The organism is Hydrogenophaga borbori (assembly GCF_003417535.1).
Classification (GTDB): Bacteria; Pseudomonadota; Gammaproteobacteria; order Burkholderiales; family Burkholderiaceae_C; genus Hydrogenophaga; species Hydrogenophaga borbori.
In genome coordinates this window covers 1-18,520 of the sequence record NZ_QVLS01000020.1, presented here as the reverse complement: position 1 = coordinate 18,520, position 18,520 = coordinate 1, and the positions used below count along the sequence as shown (strand labels likewise).

Annotated in this window: 13 protein-coding genes; 9 read left to right on the top strand and 4 right to left on the bottom strand. The window is 71.3% G+C overall.

Going from position 1 to position 18,520, the window contains the following annotated elements; translation table 11 throughout:
- Positions 1-3 precede the first annotated feature (3 nt).
- The 5 genes from mltB (at position 4) to DY262_RS21885 (ending at position 5,433) form a co-directional block, all read left to right on the top strand.
- Positions 4-1,092: a lytic murein transglycosylase B gene (mltB, locus tag DY262_RS21140; RefSeq protein ID WP_116961033.1), complete on the top strand. Its 1,089-nt coding sequence runs from the start codon at positions 4-6 to the stop codon at positions 1,090-1,092.
- Between the two features lie 390 nt (positions 1,093-1,482).
- On the top strand, positions 1,483-2,964 hold the full coding sequence (locus DY262_RS21135) for a hypothetical protein (protein WP_116961032.1): 1,482 nt from the start codon (positions 1,483-1,485) through the stop codon (positions 2,962-2,964).
- A 147-nt stretch (positions 2,965-3,111) separates the two neighbouring features.
- Positions 3,112-3,564, top strand: coding sequence for a type III secretion system chaperone (locus tag DY262_RS21130; protein ID WP_181936595.1), 453 nt, complete (start codon positions 3,112-3,114; stop codon positions 3,562-3,564).
- 73 nt (positions 3,565-3,637) lie between these two features.
- The gene (locus DY262_RS21715) at positions 3,638-4,714 is read left to right on the top strand and encodes a hypothetical protein (RefSeq protein WP_147326299.1); all 1,077 of its coding nucleotides are present in this window, start codon (positions 3,638-3,640) and stop codon (positions 4,712-4,714) included.
- Complete coding sequence (locus DY262_RS21885; protein ID WP_181936594.1) at positions 4,630-5,433, top strand: hypothetical protein; 804 nt, start codon at positions 4,630-4,632, stop codon at positions 5,431-5,433. Before DY262_RS21715 ends, DY262_RS21885 begins: the two co-directional genes overlap by 85 nt.
- Positions 5,434-5,461: 28 nt before the next feature.
- Here the strand turns inward: DY262_RS21885 and DY262_RS21120 are convergent, their stop codons facing one another.
- From DY262_RS21120 to DY262_RS21105, 4 genes are all read right to left on the bottom strand, one after another.
- Positions 5,462-6,421, bottom strand: a complete 960-nt coding sequence (locus DY262_RS21120) for an alpha-E domain-containing protein (protein ID WP_116961029.1) — start codon at positions 6,419-6,421, stop codon at positions 5,462-5,464.
- A gap of 23 nt (positions 6,422-6,444) precedes the next feature.
- Positions 6,445-7,884 (bottom strand): circularly permuted type 2 ATP-grasp protein, encoded by a 1,440-nt coding sequence (locus DY262_RS21115; protein WP_116961028.1) that lies wholly within the window; start codon positions 7,882-7,884, stop codon positions 6,445-6,447.
- Between the two features lie 87 nt (positions 7,885-7,971).
- Entirely contained in the window at positions 7,972-8,397 is a 426-nt protein-coding gene (locus tag DY262_RS21110; protein ID WP_147326298.1) for a hypothetical protein, read from the bottom strand.
- Between the two features lie 132 nt (positions 8,398-8,529).
- On the bottom strand, positions 8,530-10,992 hold the full coding sequence (locus tag DY262_RS21105; RefSeq protein ID WP_116961026.1) for a DNA internalization-related competence protein ComEC/Rec2: 2,463 nt from the start codon (positions 10,990-10,992) through the stop codon (positions 8,530-8,532).
- Between the two features lie 65 nt (positions 10,993-11,057).
- Between DY262_RS21105 and DY262_RS21100 the strand changes: the two genes are divergently transcribed.
- From DY262_RS21100 to DY262_RS21710, 4 genes are all read left to right on the top strand, one after another.
- A complete protein-coding gene (locus DY262_RS21100; protein WP_116961025.1) occupies positions 11,058-14,528 on the top strand; it encodes a transglutaminase family protein in 3,471 nt (1,156 codons plus the stop codon).
- A gap of 46 nt (positions 14,529-14,574) precedes the next feature.
- On the top strand, positions 14,575-17,163 hold the full coding sequence (locus DY262_RS21095) for a circularly permuted type 2 ATP-grasp protein (RefSeq protein WP_116961024.1): 2,589 nt from the start codon (positions 14,575-14,577) through the stop codon (positions 17,161-17,163).
- A 6-nt stretch (positions 17,164-17,169) separates the two neighbouring features.
- On the top strand, positions 17,170-18,147 hold the full coding sequence (locus tag DY262_RS21090) for a transglutaminase family protein (protein WP_116961023.1): 978 nt from the start codon (positions 17,170-17,172) through the stop codon (positions 18,145-18,147).
- A 175-nt stretch (positions 18,148-18,322) separates the two neighbouring features.
- The coding region (locus tag DY262_RS21710; RefSeq protein ID WP_147326297.1) for a hypothetical protein at positions 18,323-18,520 on the top strand (198 nt) is incomplete at its 3' end.

The following is an 18,520-nucleotide window of genomic DNA, read 5'->3' as shown; positions in this document are numbered from 1 at the left end:
GCAATGCAACGCCGATCGATCGCCCTGGCCGCCCTGGCCACCCTCTCGCTGTCCACCCTGCCGCTGCCGGCCGCCCAGGCCAATTCCCCCGCCAAGCAGCGCCCCACGAACCGCCCGCCCGCGCGAGCGCCCTTCTTCTACCGCGACCACCCGGCCGCCATGGCCTTCGCCGAAGACCTGGCCGCGCGCCGCCAGCTCGATGCGGCCTGGGTGCTGGCGCAGATCGGCCAGGCGCAGCGGCTGGAGGCCGCCATCCGCGGCGTCACGCCGCCGCCGCGCGGCGTGCCCAAGAACTGGGCCGCCTACCGCGCGCGCTTCATCGAGCCCACGCGCATCGCCGCCGGACAAGCCTTCTGGCAGGACAACCGCGAGGCCCTGGCGCGCGCCGAGGCCGAGTTCGGCGTGCCGGCCTCGCTCATCGTCGGCGTCATCGGCGTGGAGACGCTCTACGGCCGCCACACCGGCACACACAAGGTCATCGACGCGATCACCACGCTCGCCTTCGACTTCCCCGCCAGCCACCCGCGCGCCGCCGCGCGCAGCGCCTTCTTCCGCGACGAGCTGGAGCAATTGCTGAGCCTGTGCCAGCGCAACGGCACCGACCCGCAGGGCCTGCTGGGCAGCTTCGCCGGCGCCATGGGCCTGCCGCAGTTCATGCCCAGCAGCTGGGCGCGCTACGCCATCGACTTCGACGGCAACGGCAAGGTCGACCTGTTCGACAGCCCGGCCGACGTGATCGGCTCGGTGGCGAACTATTTCAAGGCCTTCGGCTGGACGCCCGGCATGCCCACGCACTACCCGGTGCGCTTCGACCCGGCCGCGCTGGACCTGGAAACCCTGCTGGCGCCCGACATCCTGCCCAGCTTCACGGTCGAGGCCTTCCAGGCCAAGGGCGCCGTGCTCGAGGGCGCGGCGCTGCAGCACCCCGGCCCGCTCGCGCTGGTCGAACTGCAGAACGCGGGCGCGCCCTCCAGCTACGTGGCCGGCACCCAGAACTTCTACGTGGTGACGCGCTACAACTGGAGCAGCTACTACGCGCTGGCGGTGATCGAGCTGGGCGAGGCGGTGAAGGCGGCGCTGCCCGAGCGCTGAGCGGCCGGCGCGGCGATCGGCCATTCGACCGCGCCGGACCCCGCTGGTCGGGGCCACCACCGCCATGCGGCCGAGGCGGGCGCGGACCACGGAACCCTGAAGACGCAGCGGGGCACGGATCGGGCAAGACCGTCTTCAAGGCCCCCTATGCGTCGCAGCACCGCCGTCCCGCGCCCCCCTCGCGCAGTCGCCCGCCCCGCTCCCAAGCGCCCGCCGGGCGGCAAGCCCACCCAGCCCGGCCTTCGGCTGCTTCCCCCTCAGCCGCCCCGCTTGAAGCCCGTGGTGTCCTGGCCGCGGAGACTGTTCGACCGATGCGCCCGCCTGGTGGCCCCCGCTGCCGCGCGCACCCAGCGCACACAAGAGAAGGCCAGCCAGAAAACCCACCGGGCCATGGAGCTGTTCCTGGCCGATCTGGTCGCCGGCGCTCTGGCGCCAGAGGCCATCGACAGGCACGTGGACCACATCGCCCAGGCCTGCCGCCCCTTGACGAAGACCGATGCCCGCCAGACCACCGAGGTGTTCCGGCAATGCCTGCGCATGCAGCTGCTCGCGCTGCCGACCGAGGACCTGAATCGCCTGCGCGAGCGCGCCCTGCAGGCGCCGGGCGGCCCGACGGGCACCGTGTTGCGCCTGCTGGGCCGCGAGCTCGATGCCGTCCGGCAGGACATGCAGGGCATCCTGACGGCGTTTGACATGGCCCTTCTGGCCAGCGAGAGCAACGACCCAGCCAGCGTGGACGACCAGCTGTCGCAGGCCAAGGGAAAGGCCGCCAAGCTGCTGCAGAACTACCGGCTGGTGGGCCCCGCTGACGACCCCTTCGCGCAGGGAGAGGCGCTGCTCAAGTCCGTCTGCGCCCGGTGGCTGGAGGGACAAGCCGCCAACGGCCCACAACTCGGCCGCTTCTTCCAGGCGATGCCCCTCACCCTGCAGGCCAGTTGGCTGGCGGCGGCGCCGAAACCCACGTCCGTGGATGGCCAGGACGTCGACCGACTGCTGAAAACCGCCGTCCAGCACACCGAGGCAAGGCGCGTCGCTGCGCTGCGCGCCGCCTGCAAGGCGGCAGACAAGCAACCCTCGATCGCGACACTGGTCGAACTGGCCGATGCCTGGGCAGGCTTGAAGAAGCATTGCGACACTTTGAACCGCCCGCACGCTGCCGCTGGATTCCAAGACCGCCTGGCCATGACCACGCGACAGGCCAGCGAGTCCCTGGATCTGCCGAACCTGCGTCTGGACGCGCTGGCCGACGAGCAACTGCACCCCCTGAGCCAAGCCCTGCAAACACTGGGCATCCCGCACGACAGCCAGGCCTTCGCCCGCGAGATCGCGGCCCGCCAAGAAAGGAACCAGGCCTCGTTCACGCTGGACCTGCACGGGGCGTTCAGGCACCTGGCCGCCGGCGACCTGGCCAGTGCCTTGACCTCTCTGCGGGACGTGGACCAGCACTTCGAATCGCTGGTGCCGACCCATGAAGCATTGACGGGTCGTCGCCTGGACGTCGAGGGCAGAACCGAACTCGCCCACAAGCTCTTCCAGCAAGTCCTGGAGCAGGCCTCGCCGCAAACTCGCGTGAAGGCCTTCGACACCATCAACGACGAGCAGACACGGCTGCTGGCCCAGGTGCTGATGGACATGGGCCTGCGGGCGCAGGGCGACGGCGCCACGGCCGCGCTCAGCCGGATCGGCACCAACCTGCTGCTGCTGAAGGACGCCCTGGCCCAGCCACTGCACAAGACCCGCGAAGTGCGGAGCCTGTCCGATGAGCAAGCCCGGCAGGCCGCCGATCTGCTGGACCTCGCGACCTTCGCGATCGCGCACCACTTCACCGGGGGGCTCGTCCAGCGGTCCATGGAACAGCCCCCGCCCAGATGACCCGCGCCTGGTACCCCCCATCCTATTGACCGACGGCCGTCAGGACACGGAACACGCCGGCTTCGCCCACCCACCCAACACCGGCGGCCGCAGCCGGCGGGCCACGAAGAACGCCGCTCTGCCGCCCATTGCCCCATGGAGAAACCCATGAACACCGATGACGTCATCCAGGCCATCGCCACGGCCATGGGTGTGCCCGAACTGCGGCTGGACGAACACGGCTGCGCGCGCCTGCGGGTCGACGACCGCCTCGACGTCAACTTCGAGGCCAGCGGCAGCAGCCACCTGCTGCACGTCTACTGCACGCTGGGCCCGGTGCCCAGCGCTGACCGCGAGCGCACCTTCGAACAGCTGCTCATGGCCAACCTGTTCGGCGCCGACACCGGCGGCGCCACGCTGGCCATCGACGCCGAGTTCAACGAGGTCGTGCTGTGCACGGACGTCGGCAACCACGGCTGGACCAACGAACTCATCATGTCGCGCCTGCAGCGTTTCATCGACGCGGCGGAGACATGGCAGGAACGCTTCGCCGCCCCCCAGTCCACCGCGGCCAGCACCGATCCGCGGCCTCCAGCCGCCCCCTCCTTTCTTCACGTCTGAAGCCGGCCGCGCGGCGCCTGCCGCCCGGCGTCGACCCAGCCTTCCGAGCATTCACGTTCAGCGAGAGACGACCATGCCCGTCAGAAACGCCACCACCGCTCACCTGCCGCTGCCGACCAACCATGTGTTCCACGACAGCCCTGTCGGGAAGTTCCATCGGAAGTCGCGGGCAGCAACAGTGCTTCCCTCCCAAGCGAAACGCACCGGATGGGACAAGGTGGCCCACGGCATAGCGCGCGGATGGAACCGGTTCCTCAACGCCATGACCCCTGGCGGCGTGCGGGTCGACGCCAAGTACCGCCATGCGCTGAAAGACACCAGCCGGGCCGTTGGTGATCTGCTGGGCAACCTGATCCATCCTCAGGGCAAGCTCAGTCCGACTGCACTGAAGAAGGCATTCGGCTCCATCGAAAATGCCGCCGCACCCGTGACGCAGCGCGGCGTGCCGTTTGATCAGTTGCTGACCAAGCGCTTCGAGGTTCACCTGGCTCAGCTCACGCCCGCCGAACTCAAGACCTTGCGCACGCAACTGCAGGTCCTGGTCGCGAACGGAACCGATGCCGCGGTGGAGCCGCATCTGAAGCGCTTGAGCCAGGCGCTCAGCGCGGAAGTCGAGCGTCGCGTCTTCGCCGACTGCAGAACCCAACTGCTGCCCAGGCTCCAAGAAGCCATCGCCGAGGCCCAGCAGCAGTCGCCCCGTGCCCCCGACACGTACAACAGTCTGTCGGGTGTGGTCAAGAACATCATGGGCACATACGGCATGAACCATGCCGCGAAATACAAGGACGAAACCCGACTGGCGCTGAGCGTGCTGGCGCGGCCCTCAACGGCTTCCTCGGCAAGGGAGAGGTCTGCGCCAGCGACATCAAGACCTTGCTGCACGCCCTGCCCAGCGATGACCAGGCCGCGCTGCAAGCGGCCGACAGCGCACATTGGGTCGCCAGAAGCACCGACCTGCTCGACACCCTCATCGCGGATGTCGCGATGCAAGGCCAGCGACACACGCAGGAGGGCTTCCTGGCCGCCGCCCATGGTGCGCTGCTGTCGCTCTCACACCCCGGTCAGGTGGACGCACCGGGTCTGCGCCGCATCGTCGACGCTGCCGGACTCTGGAAGGCGCTGCAGAAGCACCACGGCGCGCATGGCCTGAGCACCGACCCACAGGTCACGCAGGCATTCGAGGCGATCGTTCATCAACTCCCTCGGCTGGTGCTGCATCGGGCGGCCCTCGACGATTTGAGCGCGGCCGAGCTGCCCGCGCTGTCCAAGGCCCTGACCACCTTCGGAAACACCCAAGATGTGTCCACCGTTGCCCAGGCCATCGACGAGCGACAGGCCTGGGGCGTCCGCGAATGCCATGAGGCCTTGCAACCCGCCCTGGACCAATTGCACACGGGCGACCTGCGCGCAAGCTTGAATGCCCTGGCGGCGGCACAGAAGGTCCTGACCAAGGTGAAAATCCAGCAGGAGCTGCTCAAGGGCTTGAATCAGACGGGCGCCGACGATGTCCGCGACTTCGAGTACGGGGTCTATGAGCCCTTGTTCGCGAACATGGCCACAGAGCCCTTGCAAACGCACGCACAGGCGCTTGCCAGCCCCGCCACACAGCGGCTCGTCGAGACCCTTCGAGGCATGGGCCAGGACCTGTGGAATGCCTCGGGCGGCGACGAAACCGATCCGCGCTTTGCGACGGCCGAGCAGTTGCTCGGCATCAGCCAAACCCTGATGCAATTGGCCGACTCGGCGAACCGGGCCCAGGCCACCCGCACTGGGGTTGAGGCGCCGGCCGCACCGGAGTACGACGCCAGCCAACAGGACCCGGACGTCCGCCACGCCGTGAACGGGGTGTTCCAGATCCCCCCGAACTGAGCCGTCGGGGCCGCGTCCCGCCAGCGAGTCAGCCCGCCGGCAGCAGAAAGTCCTGGCTGATGCGCCAGCCCAGCTCGTTCACGCGGTCCAGGAATTGCGTGAGGTAGGCGTGCAGGCCGGTGGCCAGGATTTCGTCGATGCGACCGTACTGCAGCTCGGCCTTGAGCTTGCCGGCGCGGCGCAGGGTCTCGCCGCTGTGGTCGTTGGCGACCACGGCCAGGTTGTTGACCACCTCGTTCAGGCTGGCGGCCAGGCTGCGCGGCATGTCGGCGCGCAGGATCAGCAGCTCGGCCACGCGCTCGGGCGTGATCACGTCGCGGTAGACCTTGCGGTAAACCTCGAAGCCGCTGACGCTGCGCAGGATCGCGCTCCAGTGGTAGAAGTCGTACTCCTGGTCGAGCTCGCTGGCGGCGCCGAAGAAGTCGCTGTGCACCGCATGGAACTTCACGTCGAGCAGGCGCGCGGTGTTGTCGGCGCGCTCCAGGAAGGTGCCCATGCGGTAGAAGTGGAAAGCCTCGTCCTGCAGCATGGTGCCGATGGCCACGCCGCGCGAGAGGTGCGAGCGGAACTTCACCCACTCGAAGAACTGCCCCGGGTCGCGCTCGAAGGCCTTGCCCTGCAGCGCGCGGTTGAGCTCCAGCCAGGTCTGGTTCTGCATCTCCCACAGCTCGGTGGTGAGCGCGCCGCGCACCGCGCGTGCGTTCTCGCGCGCCGCGCGCAGGCAGGACACGATGCTCGACGGGTTGTTCTCGTCGCGCACCATGAAGTCGAGCACGTTGCGCGGCGTGATGGCCTGGCCGTACTGGGCGCGGTAGGCGGGCAGCAGCTCGCTGATGGTGAGCAGGCCCTCCCAACCCACCTGGGCCACCGCGGCCGACTGCGGCAGCAGCGAGGTCTGGTAGTTCACGTCGAGCATGCGCGCGGTGTTTTCCGCGCGCTCGGTGTAGCGCGACATCCAGAAGAGGTGGTCGGCGGTGCGCGAGAGCATGGCGGTCTCCTGTTTCGGCGGCGTCAGTCTTCCAGCACCCAGGTGTCCTTGGTGCCGCCGCCCTGCGACGAATTCACCACCAGGGAGCCCTCCTTGAGCGCCACGCGCGTGAGGCCGCCCGGCACCATCTGCACCTCCTTGCCCGAGAGCACGAAGGGCCGCAGGTCGATGTGGCGCGGCGCGACGCCGCTCTTGACGTAGGTGGGACAGGTCGACAGGGACAGCGTGGGCTGCGCGATGTAGCCCTCGGGATGGGCGGCCACCGCCTGGCGGAACGCCTCGATCTCGGCCTTGGTGGACGCGGGCCCCACCAACATGCCGTAGCCGCCCGCGCCATGCACCTCCTTCACCACCAGGTCCTGCATGTGGGCGAGCATGTACTTGAGGTCTTCCGGGTTGCGCCCCATGAAGGTGGGCACGTTGCTCAGGATGGGCTTCTGTCCGAGGTAGAACTCGATCATCTTGGGCACGTAGGGGTAGATGGACTTGTCGTCGGCCACGCCGGTGCCCACACCGTTGCAGATGCTCACGTTGCCGCTGCGGTAGACGTCCAGCAGGCCCGCGCAGCCCAGCGTGGACGTGGGCCGGAACACCAGCGGGTCGAGGAAATCGTCGTCGACGCGGCGGTAGATCACGTCCACCCGCCTGGGGCCACGCGTGGTGCGCATGTAGACGAAGTTGTCCTTGACGAACAGGTCCTGGCCCTCGACCAGTTCCACGCCCATCTGCTGCGCCAGGAAGGCGTGTTCGAAGTAGGCGCTGTTGTACATGCCGGGCGTGAGCACCACCACCGTGGGCTCGGCCGTGGTGGCCGGACTGACCGCGCGCAGGGTCTCCAGCAGCAGGTCGGGGTAGTGCGCCACCGGCGCCACGCGGTTCTCCCCGAACAGCTCGGGGAACAGCCGCATCATCATCTTGCGGTCTTCGAGCATGTAGCTCACGCCGCTGGGCACGCGCAGGTTGTCCTCCAGCACGTAGTACTCGCCCTCGCCCTCGGCATTGGGGGCGCGCACGATGTCGATGCCGGCGATGTGCGAGTAGATCTGGTGCGGCACGTCCACGCCCATCATCTCGGGGCGGAACTGCGCGTTCTGGAAGATCTGCTCGGCGGGAATGACCCCGGCCTTGATGATTTCCTGCCCGTGGTAGACGTCGTGGATGAAGCGGTTGAGCGCGGTCACGCGCTGCACCAGGCCTTCTTCCATGGTGCGCCACTCATGCGCGGGGATGATGCGCGGGATCAGATCGAAGGGAATGAGCCGCTCGGTGCCGGCGCCCTCTTCGTCCTTGGCGCCGTAGACCGCGAAGGTGATGCCGACGCGGCGGAAGATCATCTCCGCCTCCTCGCGCCGCGCCGCCATGGACTCGTCGGCTTGTTCGGCCAGCCAGCGGGCGTAGTGCCGGTAGTGCTCCCGCACATCCCCGGCCGAGGCGTGCATCTCGTCGAACATGGGTCGGCTCATGGTGCTGTTCTCCTGCCGAAGGAGCATAGCAAGGAGCGGGCCAGGGGAAACCCCTGGTGCAGCGGCCGACGCGCTGGCGCGGCCGACTCACTCGTCGAGGCTGGCGCGGAACAGATCGAGGTTCAGTTGCCGGCATTCGCGACCGTACGCGAACGCAGCGGCCAGGTCGGTGGGCTTGCGCCGCACCGCCTCGCCCAGTTGCTCCGCGCGCTGGGCCACCGTCTCGTGGCCGCGGCGGCGGAACTGGCGGGCGACCGCGGCCACCAGTGCCCGGTAGCCGCTGGAGGCCTTGCCCGCGTCGCCCCAACGCGGCGGGTTGCGCGAGACGTACAGGCCGCCGCCCCGCACATACAGCGCGTCGACAATCTTGCCTTGCTTGTCGTAGTACCGGCGCAACCTGGCGTCGGCCCCTGGATGGGCCTTGGGGTTCATGGCCTGCCGCTTGAGCTGGAAACCGTCGAGCTGGGTCTGCAAGCGCGCGGCGAAGTGGGAGAGAGGGGCGGTCTTTGACATGGTGCTCGACACGGAATGCGGGTGAGGCCCGCAACGACTGCCGGGCGAACTTGTGTGTCCGCGCGCGCGCCGAAGTTCGCCCGGTGGGAACTGAAATGACCTAGGCCAATGGGATGGGGCGCTCGCCCCGACTCAATCGGCCGCAGGCGGCGCCGACGCGAGTGGGACGGACCGGTGCCAATACCGCCGCCCCTCCACCCGCTCGCACCGCAGTTCATCAGGCCGGTCGCTGCGCCAGGTCGCCGCGCCGCAGCGCGGCGATTCCACCCAAGGGATGCCCCGGGCCTCGTAGCGCTCCACCACCACCCGCGCCGGGTGGCCGAAGCGGTTGCGGTAGCCCGACTGCACCACCACCCAGCGCGGTTGCAAGGTGTTGAGCAGCACCGGGCTGGAGGAGCTGGCGCTGCCGTGGTGCGGCGCCATCAGCAGCGTGGCCCGCTCGCCCGGCCGCTCCAGCGCCAGGCGCACCTCCTGCGCGGCGGGCAGGTCACCCGTGAGCCAGGCGCTGGCGCCCCGGTGGGTCGCCACGCGCAATACGCAGGACATGGCGTTGGTGGACAGGCCACGGCTGGCCCAGGCTTCGGGGCCGGGATGCAGGATCTCGAAGTCGACGCCGTCCCAGGTCCAGCGCTGGCCGGCCAGGCAGTGGTTCGCCGGCGCTTCGTCGTAGGACGACAGCCAGCGCGCCTGCGGAAACGCCGCGCGCACGGCCTTGGCGCCACCCGAGTGGTCGCTGTCGCGGTGGCTCACCACCACGGTGTCGGGCCGCTCGCCCAGCGCCCGCAGCAAGGGCAGCACGATGCGCTCGCCCGCGTCGGCCTCGGGGCTCCAGCCCGGGCCGGTGTCGTACAGCAAGGCGTGGCGCGCGGTGCGCACCAGCACGGCACCGCCCTGCCCCACGTCCAGCGCCAGCAGTTCGAACGCTCCCTCGGGCGGGCGCGGCGGGGCCCACAGCAGCACGGGCAACACCAGCAAGGCCCCGGCCGCGCGCACGACCGCCGGCAAGCGCATGGCCAACAGCGCACCGCCGGCCACGGCGGCCAAGGCCAGCGGCAGCGGCGGCACCGGCCGATGCCATACCGCAGCGGGCCAGGCCGCCAACCACTGCAGCAGCGGCACCAGGGCGTCCACCGCCCCCGCCGCCATCGTCCACAGCGGCGAGGCCAGCAGGCCCAGCAGGGCCAGCGGCGTCACCACCAGCGTGACCCAGGGAATGGCGATCAGGTTGGCGGCCAGGCCCACCAGCGACACCTGGCCGAACAGCAGCAGCGTCAGCGGCCCGAGCGCGACCGTCATCAGCGCCTGTTCGCGCAGCAGCCGCTTGAGCGCCTGGGCGCCGCGCCAGGCCAGGCCGCTGGCCGGCGCCTCGCGCGCCGGGTCGCTCGCGAACAGCAGGCCCACCGCCACGAAGCTGAGCCAGAAGCCCGCCGACAACAAGGCCCAAGGGTCCAGCGCCAGCACGGCGGCCATCGCCAGCAGCCACACCGCGGGCCAGGGCCAGCGCCGGCCCGACAAGCGCAGGCCCGCCACCAACGCCAGCATCAGCACCGTGCGCTGCGAGGGCACGCCCCAGCCGGAGAACACGGCGTAGCCGGCGGCGCAGGCCACGCCGCCCCAGCCCGCCACCCAGGGCAAGGGCCAGCGCCGGGCCACGGCGGGCCAGCGCGGCGCGGCGCGCCGCCAGGCCCAGCCGATGAGCGCGGTCGCGAGCCAGGCGAACAAGGTCACGTGCAAACCGCTGATGGCCATGAGGTGGGCCACGCCGGTGTCGCGGAACAGCGCCCAGTCCTCGCGCTCGATGGCCGACTGGTCGCCCACCGCGAGCGCCGCCAGCACGCCCGCCGCGCGCGAGTGGCCCAGTCGCTCGCCCATGGCGTCGGCCACGCGCTGGCGCGCCAGGTCCACCGGGTGCAGCCAGGTCTGACCCAGGCGCTCGGGCACCGGGTCGCGCGGGCCGGCGCGCACGTAGCCGGTGGCCAGGATGCCGCGCTCCCACAGCCAGCGCTCGCGGTCGAAGCCGTGCGGGTTGAGGCTGCCGTGCGCGCGCTTGAGCCGCACCTCGAAAGCCCAGCGCTCGCCGGCCACCAGGCCCGGGTTGGGGTGCGCCACCGCCCACGCCCCCGGGCGGCCAGGACGATCGCCCCCATCGGATGGGCCACCGCTCCAGCCCAGCAGCAGGCGCGGCGGCAGCGGCACGGGCCGGCCGTCCAGGCTCGCGCGCTCGACGATGAATTCGACGCGCTCCCCCTGCGGGTCTTTCACCGGCAGGGACGCCACGCGCCCGACCACCGCGATGTCGCGTCCCTCGAGCGCGCCCGCCAGGTCCTGCTCCGCCAGGGACAGCGCGCGCTGCCCGGCGCAGCCGAAGGCCAGCGCCGCGCCCGCCAACAGCCAGGCCGGGCGCCCCCGCAGGGCCAGCGCCAGCACGCCCGCCACGGCGATGCCGACATAGCCCCCCCACCCCCACAGGTCCGGCTGCTGCAGCTGCACGGCCGTGCCCAGCACCCCGCCGGCCAGGGCCCAGCCCAGGCGCCAGGCGCGCGGTGGCGCCGGCGCGGAAACGTCATCGCGCAATGGCGCAAGACTTGCTAGCATGATTTTTCAACCGCGTGGAGGCGCTCGCGCGATCCCGCGTCATCCCTTTCCCTGAAAGCCTTTTCATGGCCATCCACGTCGCCCTGAGCCACATCACCCACTACCGGTACGACCGCCTGGTGCGCCTGGGGCCTCAGGTGGTGCGCCTGCGGCCGGCCCCGCACAGCCGGACCAAGGTGCTCTCGTATTCGCAGCGCGTCGAGCCCGCCACCCACTTCGTCAACTGGCAGCAGGACCCGTTCGCCAACCACCAGGCCCGCCTGGTGTTTCCCGAACCCACCACCGAGTTCAAGATCACCATCGATCTCGTGGTCGAGATGGCGGTGCACAACCCGTTCGACTTCTTCCTGGAGCCGCAGGCCGAGCAGTTCCCGTTCGAGTATGCCGAGGCGCAGCGGCGCGAACTGGCACCGTATCTGGCGGCCGAGCCCCTCACGCCGCGGCTGGCGGCCTACCTCGCCGGCATCGCCCGCGACAGGCGCCGCACCATCGATTGCCTGGTCGAGATCAACCAGCGCCTGCGGCGCGACATCGACTACACCATCCGCATGGAGCCCGGCGTGCAGACGCCGGAGGAAACGCTGCAGCGCCAGCGCGGCTCCTGCCGCGACAGCGCCTGGCTGCTGGTGCAACTGCTGCGCCACCTGGGGCTGGCGGCGCGTTTCGTCTCGGGCTACCTGATCCAGCTCGCGCCCGACGTGAAATCCATCGACGGCCCCAGCGGCCCCGAGCGCGACTTCACCGACCTGCACGCCTGGTGCGAGGTCTTCCTGCCCGGCGCGGGCTGGATCGGCCTGGACCCGACCTCCGGCCTGCTCGCGGGCGAAGGGCACATCCCCCTGGCCTGCACACCGCAGCCCGGCAGCGCCGCGCCGGTGGAGGGCGCGGTGGACGAGAGCGAAGTCGCCTTCGAACACCACATGGCCGTGCGTCGCGTGCACGAATCGCCGCGCGTGACCCGGCCCTACACCGACGAACAATGGGCCGCCGTGCTCGCGCTGGGCGACCAGGTCGACGCCGACCTGACGCGGCACGACGTGCGCCTCACCCAGGGCGGCGAGCCCACCTACGTGGCCACCGGCGACCGCGACGCCGCCGAGTGGAACACCGAGGCCCTGGGCCCCACCAAGCGCGGCTACGCCACCGAGCTGCTGGGCCGCCTGCGCGAGCGCTACGGCCAGGGTGGCTTCGTGCACATGGGCCAGGGCAAGTGGTACCCCGGCGAGCAGCTGCCGCGCTGGGCGCTCTCGGTGTTCTGGCGCGCCGACGGCGAGCCGTGCTGGAACAACCCCGCGCTGCTGGCCGACGAGCGCGACCCAGCCCACTGCACCAGCGACGACGCGCGCCGCTTCGCGCAGGCGCTGGCGCGCCGGCTGGGCCTGAGCACGCAATACATCACCGCGGGCCACGAAGACACCTGGTACTACCTGTGGCGCGAGCGCCGCCTGCCCGTGAACGTGGACCCCTTCGACAGCCGGCTCGACGACGAGCTGGAGCGCCTGCGCCTGCGCCGCGTGTTCGAGCAGGGCCTGTCCAGCGTGGTGGGCTATGTGCTGCCGCTGCAGGCCAACGCCGGCAACCCGGCGCTGGGCGGCACGGTGTGGTCCACCGGCCCCTGGTTCTTGCGCGACGAGCGCCTGTACCTGGTGCCGGGCGACTCGCCCATGGGCTACCGGCTGCCGCTGGACTCGCTGCCCTGGGCGGCGGCCGGCGACCGGCCCCAGACCATCGAACAAGACCCGTTCGCGCCGCGCGCGCCGCTGCCGCGCGGCGCGCCCGCGCGCGCGCAATGGCAGGCGCACGCGGCGCCCGGCGCACCGCAGGACGTGGCGGCGGCGCGCGGCTGGCCCGGCAGCAAGCCCTCGGCCCTGGCCCAGGGCCTGTCCTCGCACCACCCGCGGCGCGGCGAATCGGCCGGCTGGCTCACGCGCACCGCGCTGTGCGTGGAGGCGCGCGACCCGCAGCGCGCCAACGGCCCCAAGGCCGAGCAAGAGAATGGCGGCCAAGGACAGCACCTCTATGTCTTCATGCCGCCGCTGGCGCGGCTGGAGGACTACCTCGATCTGCTCGCCGCCGTCGAGGCCACGGCCGATCGGCTGGGCGTGAAGGTGGTGCTCGAGGGCTACCCGCCGCCGCGCGACCCGCGCCTGAAAACGCTGCAGGTGACGCCCGACCCCGGCGTGATCGAGGTCAACATCCACCCGGCGCACAACTGGAGCGAACTGGTGGAGCACACCGAGTTCCTCTACGAGGCCGCGCACCAGACGCGCCTGTGCGCCGAGAAGTTCATGACCGATGGCCGCCACACCGGCACCGGCGGCGGCAACCACATCGTGCTCGGCGGCGCCACGCCGGCCGACTCGCCCTTCCTGCGCCGGCCCGAGCTGCTGGGCAGCCTGGTGGCCTACTGGCACAACCACCCCGCGCTGAGTTACCTGTTCAGCGGCCTGTTCATCGGCCCCACCAGCCAGGCCCCGCGCGTGGACGAGGCGCGCAACGACCAGTTGCACGAACTGGAGATCGCGCTGGCGCAGATCGAGCGGGCGCGCCAGGTCTACGGCGAACCCACGAGCGCCCCCTCGGGGGGCGCAGCGGCAGAGCATGGGGGCCGCTACATGCCCCCCTGGCTGGTGGACCGCACCCTGCGCAACATCCTCGTCGACGTCACCGGCAACACCCACCGCAGCGAGTTCTGCATCGACAAGCTCTACTCGCCCGACGGCCCCACGGGCCGCCTGGGCCTGCTGGAGCTGCGCGCCTTCGAGATGCCGCCGCACGCGCGCATGAGCGTGGCCCAGCAACTGCTGCTGCGCGCGCTGGTCGCGCGCTTCTGGCAACAGCCCTACCGCGCGCCACTGGCGCGCTGGGGCACCGAGCTGCACGACCGCTGGCTGCTGCCCACCTACCTGCGCCTGGACTTCGAGGACGTTCTGGCCGAGCTGCGCGAGGCCGGCTACGCCTTCGACATGGCCTGGTTCGAGCCGCACTTCGAGTTCCGCTTCCCGCTCATCGGCGAACTCGCGGTGCGCGGCATCGAACTCACGCTGCGCGGCGCGCTGGAGCCCTGGCACGTGATGGGCGAAGAAGGCGCCATCGGCGGCACCGTGCGCTACGTCGACTCCTCGCTCGAACGCCTGGAGGTGCGCGTGCGCGGATGGACCGACCGGCGCTACGCCGTCACCTGCAACGGCCGCGCGCTGCCGCTGCACAACACCGGCACGGCCGGCGACTATGTGGCCGGCGTTCGCTACAAGGCCTGGGCGCCGCCCTCGGCCCTGCACCCCGGCATTGGCGTGCACGCGCCACTCACCTTCGACATCGTCGACACCTGGATGCAGCGCTCCCTGGGCGGCGGCCAGTACCACGTGAGCCATCCCGGCGGGCGCAGCTACGACAGCTTCCCGGTCAACGCCTACGAGGCCGAAAGCCGCCGCCTGTCGCGCTTCTTCCCCATGGGCCACACGCCCGGTCAACTGCGCGTGGCGCCCGCCGCCGTGAACCGTGAATTCCCCTGCACGCTGGACCTGAGAACGTGAGCCTCGCCCGGCCGACCACCAGGGGCGCGCAGGCATACTGCGCGCCGTGAACGCCGATCCTGACGATTCCCTTTTCGGCCCATTGGCCCCCGAGCGGCCGGGCGAATGGGCCCTGTCCCTGGCCGTGCCGGCCGACCCGGGGCACCTCGACGAGCTGCGGGGCGATGGCGCGCACGGCCTGGCCCCCAGCTGGTCCGCCTTCTTCGACCACACCGGCACCGAAGGCCTGGCCGACCTGAACCGCCGCGCCGAGAACCTGCAGCGCCAGATCCGCGACAACGGCGTCACCTACAACGTCTACGCCGACGACAGCGGCCTGCAGCGGCCCTGGGCGCTGGACCTCTTCCCCATGATCCTGGGCCCCAGCGACTGGGCACAGATCGAAGCCGGCGTGCTGCAGCGCGCGCGCCTGCTCAACGCCGTGATGGCCGACCTCTACGGCCCGCGCGAGCTGCTGCAGCGCGGCCTGCTGCCCGCCGCCCTGGTGCAGGGCCACCCGGGCTACCTGCGCGCCATGCAAGGCGTGCGCCCGCGCGGCGGCACCTGGCTGCACATCGTCGGCTTCGACCTGGCCCACGGTCCCGACGGGCGCTGGTGGGTGGTGGGCCAGCGCACCCAGGCGCCCTCCGGCCTGGGCTACCTGCTCGAGAACCGCATCGCCATCGGCCGCCAGTTCCCCAAGGCCTTCGCCGGCCTGCGGGTGCAGCGCCTGGCCGCCAGCTACCGCGCGCTCATGGACGGCATCAAGTCCCTGGCGCCCGAAGGCGAGAACGCGCGCATCGCCCTGCTCACGCCCGGTCCGTACAACGAAACCTATTTCGAGCACGCCTACCTGGCGCGCTACCTGGGCCTCACGCTGGTGGAAGGCAACGACCTCACCGTGCGCGACGAGCGCCTGTTCCTCAAGACCCTGGCCGGCCTGGAACCGGTGCACGCCCTCATCAAGCGCGTGGACGACCAGTGGCTGGACCCGCTGGAGCTGCGCCCCGACTCCACCCTGGGCGTGCCTGGCCTGCTGCAGGTGCTGCGCGCCGGCCACCTGGTGCTGGCCAACGCGCCGGGCTCGGCGCCGCTGGAGTCGAGCGCGCTGCTCGGGTTCCTGCCCGCCATCAGCGAGCACCTGCTGGGCGAGCCGCTGGCCCTGCCCTCGCTGGCCACCTGGTGGTGCGGCGAAGACGCCGCACTGCGCGGCGTGCTGCCGCTGCTCAAGGACGGCGTGATCAAGGCCACCTACCCCGGCGGCGGGCCCGACACCGTGATCGGCCAGGGCCTGACGCCGCGCGAGATCGACGAATGGACCGGCCGCCTGGTGCGCCAGCCCGAGCAGCACACCGTGCAGTCCTGGCTGCCGCTGTCGCAGACCCCCACCTGGACGGGCGACCGGCTCATGCCGCGCTCGGCCATGCTGCGCGTGTTCGCGCTGGCCGACGGCGCCGGTTCCTGGCGCGTGCTGCCCGGCGGCCTGGTGCGCCTGGCGCCGCGCGGCCAGCTGGTGGCCGCCATGCAGCGCGGCGGCAGCAGCGCCGACTGCTGGGTGCTCACCGACGGCGCGGTGGACCACACCAGCCTGCTGCGCAGCCAGCCCGGCTCCTTCGCCATCGCGCAACAGAAACAGCCCGTCACCAGCCGCGCGGCCGAGAACCTGTTCTGGCTGGGCCGCTACACCGAGCGCGCCGAGAACACCGTGCGCCTGGCCGAAACCGTGCTCGACCAGCTCGACGGCGAGGAACCCGGCACGCAGGCCCTGCTGGCCTGGCTGACCGAGGTCTCGCGCGAGAACGCGCTGGTGCTGGCCGACGTGCCCGACGCCCTGCTCTCCTCGCGTGTGTTCGCGCGCTCCCTGATGGCCAACCTGGCCCCCCACCCGCAGGACCCGGCTGCCGCCAGTTCCTTCAGCGTGGGCTTCAACCTCGGCGCCCTGGCCAACGCCGCCGCGCAGGTGCGCGAGCGGCTGTCGCGCGAGCACTGGAACCTGATCGAGCGCCTGCAGACCGGCTTCGCGGCCGGCGCCGCGCGGCTGCTCGACAACGGCGAACTCAGCACCGGCGGCACGCAGCTGCTGCTGCAGGAGGCGAGCCAGCAGCTGGCCGCCATCACCGGCTCGCAGACCGACCGCATGGTGCGCGACGACGGCTGGCGCCTGCTGTCCATCGGCCGCCACATCGAGCGGCTGGCCACGCTGTCGCGCGCGCTGGCGCTGGGCCTGCAAAGCGGCAGCGTGCATGAACCCGCCGGCTTCGAGGCCATGGTGGCGCTGTTCGACAGCACCATCACCTTCCACGCCCAGTACCAGCAGCGCCGCGACATGGTGGCGCTGATCGACCTGCTGGTGCTCGACCGCGACAACCCGCGCTCGCTGGCCTGGGTGGTGCAGACCCTGCGCGCGCGCCTGGCCCGCCTGGGCCAGAGCGTGGCGCCGCAGGACGCCGAACTCGCGCGCGGCCTGCCCGACCCGGCCGGCTGGCAGCTCGCCGAGCTGAGCAACTGGCAGCGCGACGCCGACGGTCGCCGCGTCTGGGGCGCGCTGCTGCGCCTGTTGGAAGACTGCGAGGCCGCGGCGGTCGAGCTCTCCGACGAGATCACGCGCCTGCACTTCAGCCACGCCGACCGGCGCAGCCAGACGCTGTCCATCTGAACGGCCATGAAACTGCGCGTCCTGCACCGCACCACCTACCGCTACCAGAGCGCGGTGGACATGGCGCAGCACATGCTGCACCTGAGCCCGCGCGCCAGTGCGCTGCAGCGCGTGCTGTCGCACCGCATCGCGATCGAGCCCGAACCGGCCACGATGCACCAGAGCACCGACGCCTTCGGCAACCAGCGCCGCTTCTTCGCCCAGCAGGCGCCGCACGACACCCTGAGCGTGCTGGCCGACAGCACGGTGATGACCGCCGCGCCGCGCCCCCTGCCCGAAGACGCGCCCTGGCATGGCATGACCTGGGAGCGCGTGCGCGAACACTTCCGCTACCGCGTCAACGCGCCCTACGAGGCCGCGGCCGAATTCCTGTTCGCCTCGCCTCTGGTGGAACGCGACGAGGCCTTCGTCCAGTGGGCGCGCCCGGCCTTCGCGGCCGGCGCGCCGGTGCTGCAGGCCGCGCGCGCGCTCATGGAGCGCATCCATAGCGAGCTGCGCTACGACAGCGCCAGCACCGAGGTCAGCACGCCGCCGCTGCAGGCGCTTGCGCAAGGCCGGGGCGTGTGCCAGGACTTCGCCCACATCATGATCGGCTGCCTGCGCAGCCTGGGCCTGCCCGCGCGCTACGTCAGCGGCTACCTGCTCACCCAGCCGCCGCCCGGCCAGCCGCGCCTCATTGGCGCCGACGCCTCGCACGCCTGGGCCGCCGTCTACGTACCGCGCGAGGGCGGCGGCGACGGCGAGTGGTTCGACTTCGACCCCACCAACAACCGCTGCGGCTGGGGCAGCCCGGGCGAGGACTACGTGACCCTGGCCATCGGCCGCGATTTCAGCGATGTCTCGCCCATGCGCGGCGTCATCCAGGGCGGTGCCCAGCACACGCTGGACGTGGCCGTGACCGTGGCCCCGCCCGATGAACTGGAAGGCCGCGACCTGGATACGCCCACACCGGCGAGGCCCGGCGCCACAGAACCGCCGCCCTGACCCCGCCCGCCACGCGCGGCCCCAGCGGTGGCGCTGGTGGACACGCGGCCGGGTGATTTGTGAACTTTTGTTGAAGCCCCCGCCGGCAGCCCCGACGCCCTGGGCCGCCGGCTGATGTGATCGCGCGCTCGTGCCGTGGCACGGGTGTTTCGGGTCGCATCAGGGAGGCGGGGGCATGGACAGACATCACCAGGGCGCAGTGCCCGAGGCCGCGCGCCGCCGCGCCAGGCGCCGGCTGGGCGTGCTCGCTCTTGTGCTGCTGCTCGGCCAGCTGCCGACGGCCCAAGCCGCCTGCGACCCCAGCATCAGCTGCTGCGCCGGTGCCCCCAGCACCGGCAGCCCCTGCGGTGGCGCTGGCGTGGCCACCCTGGGC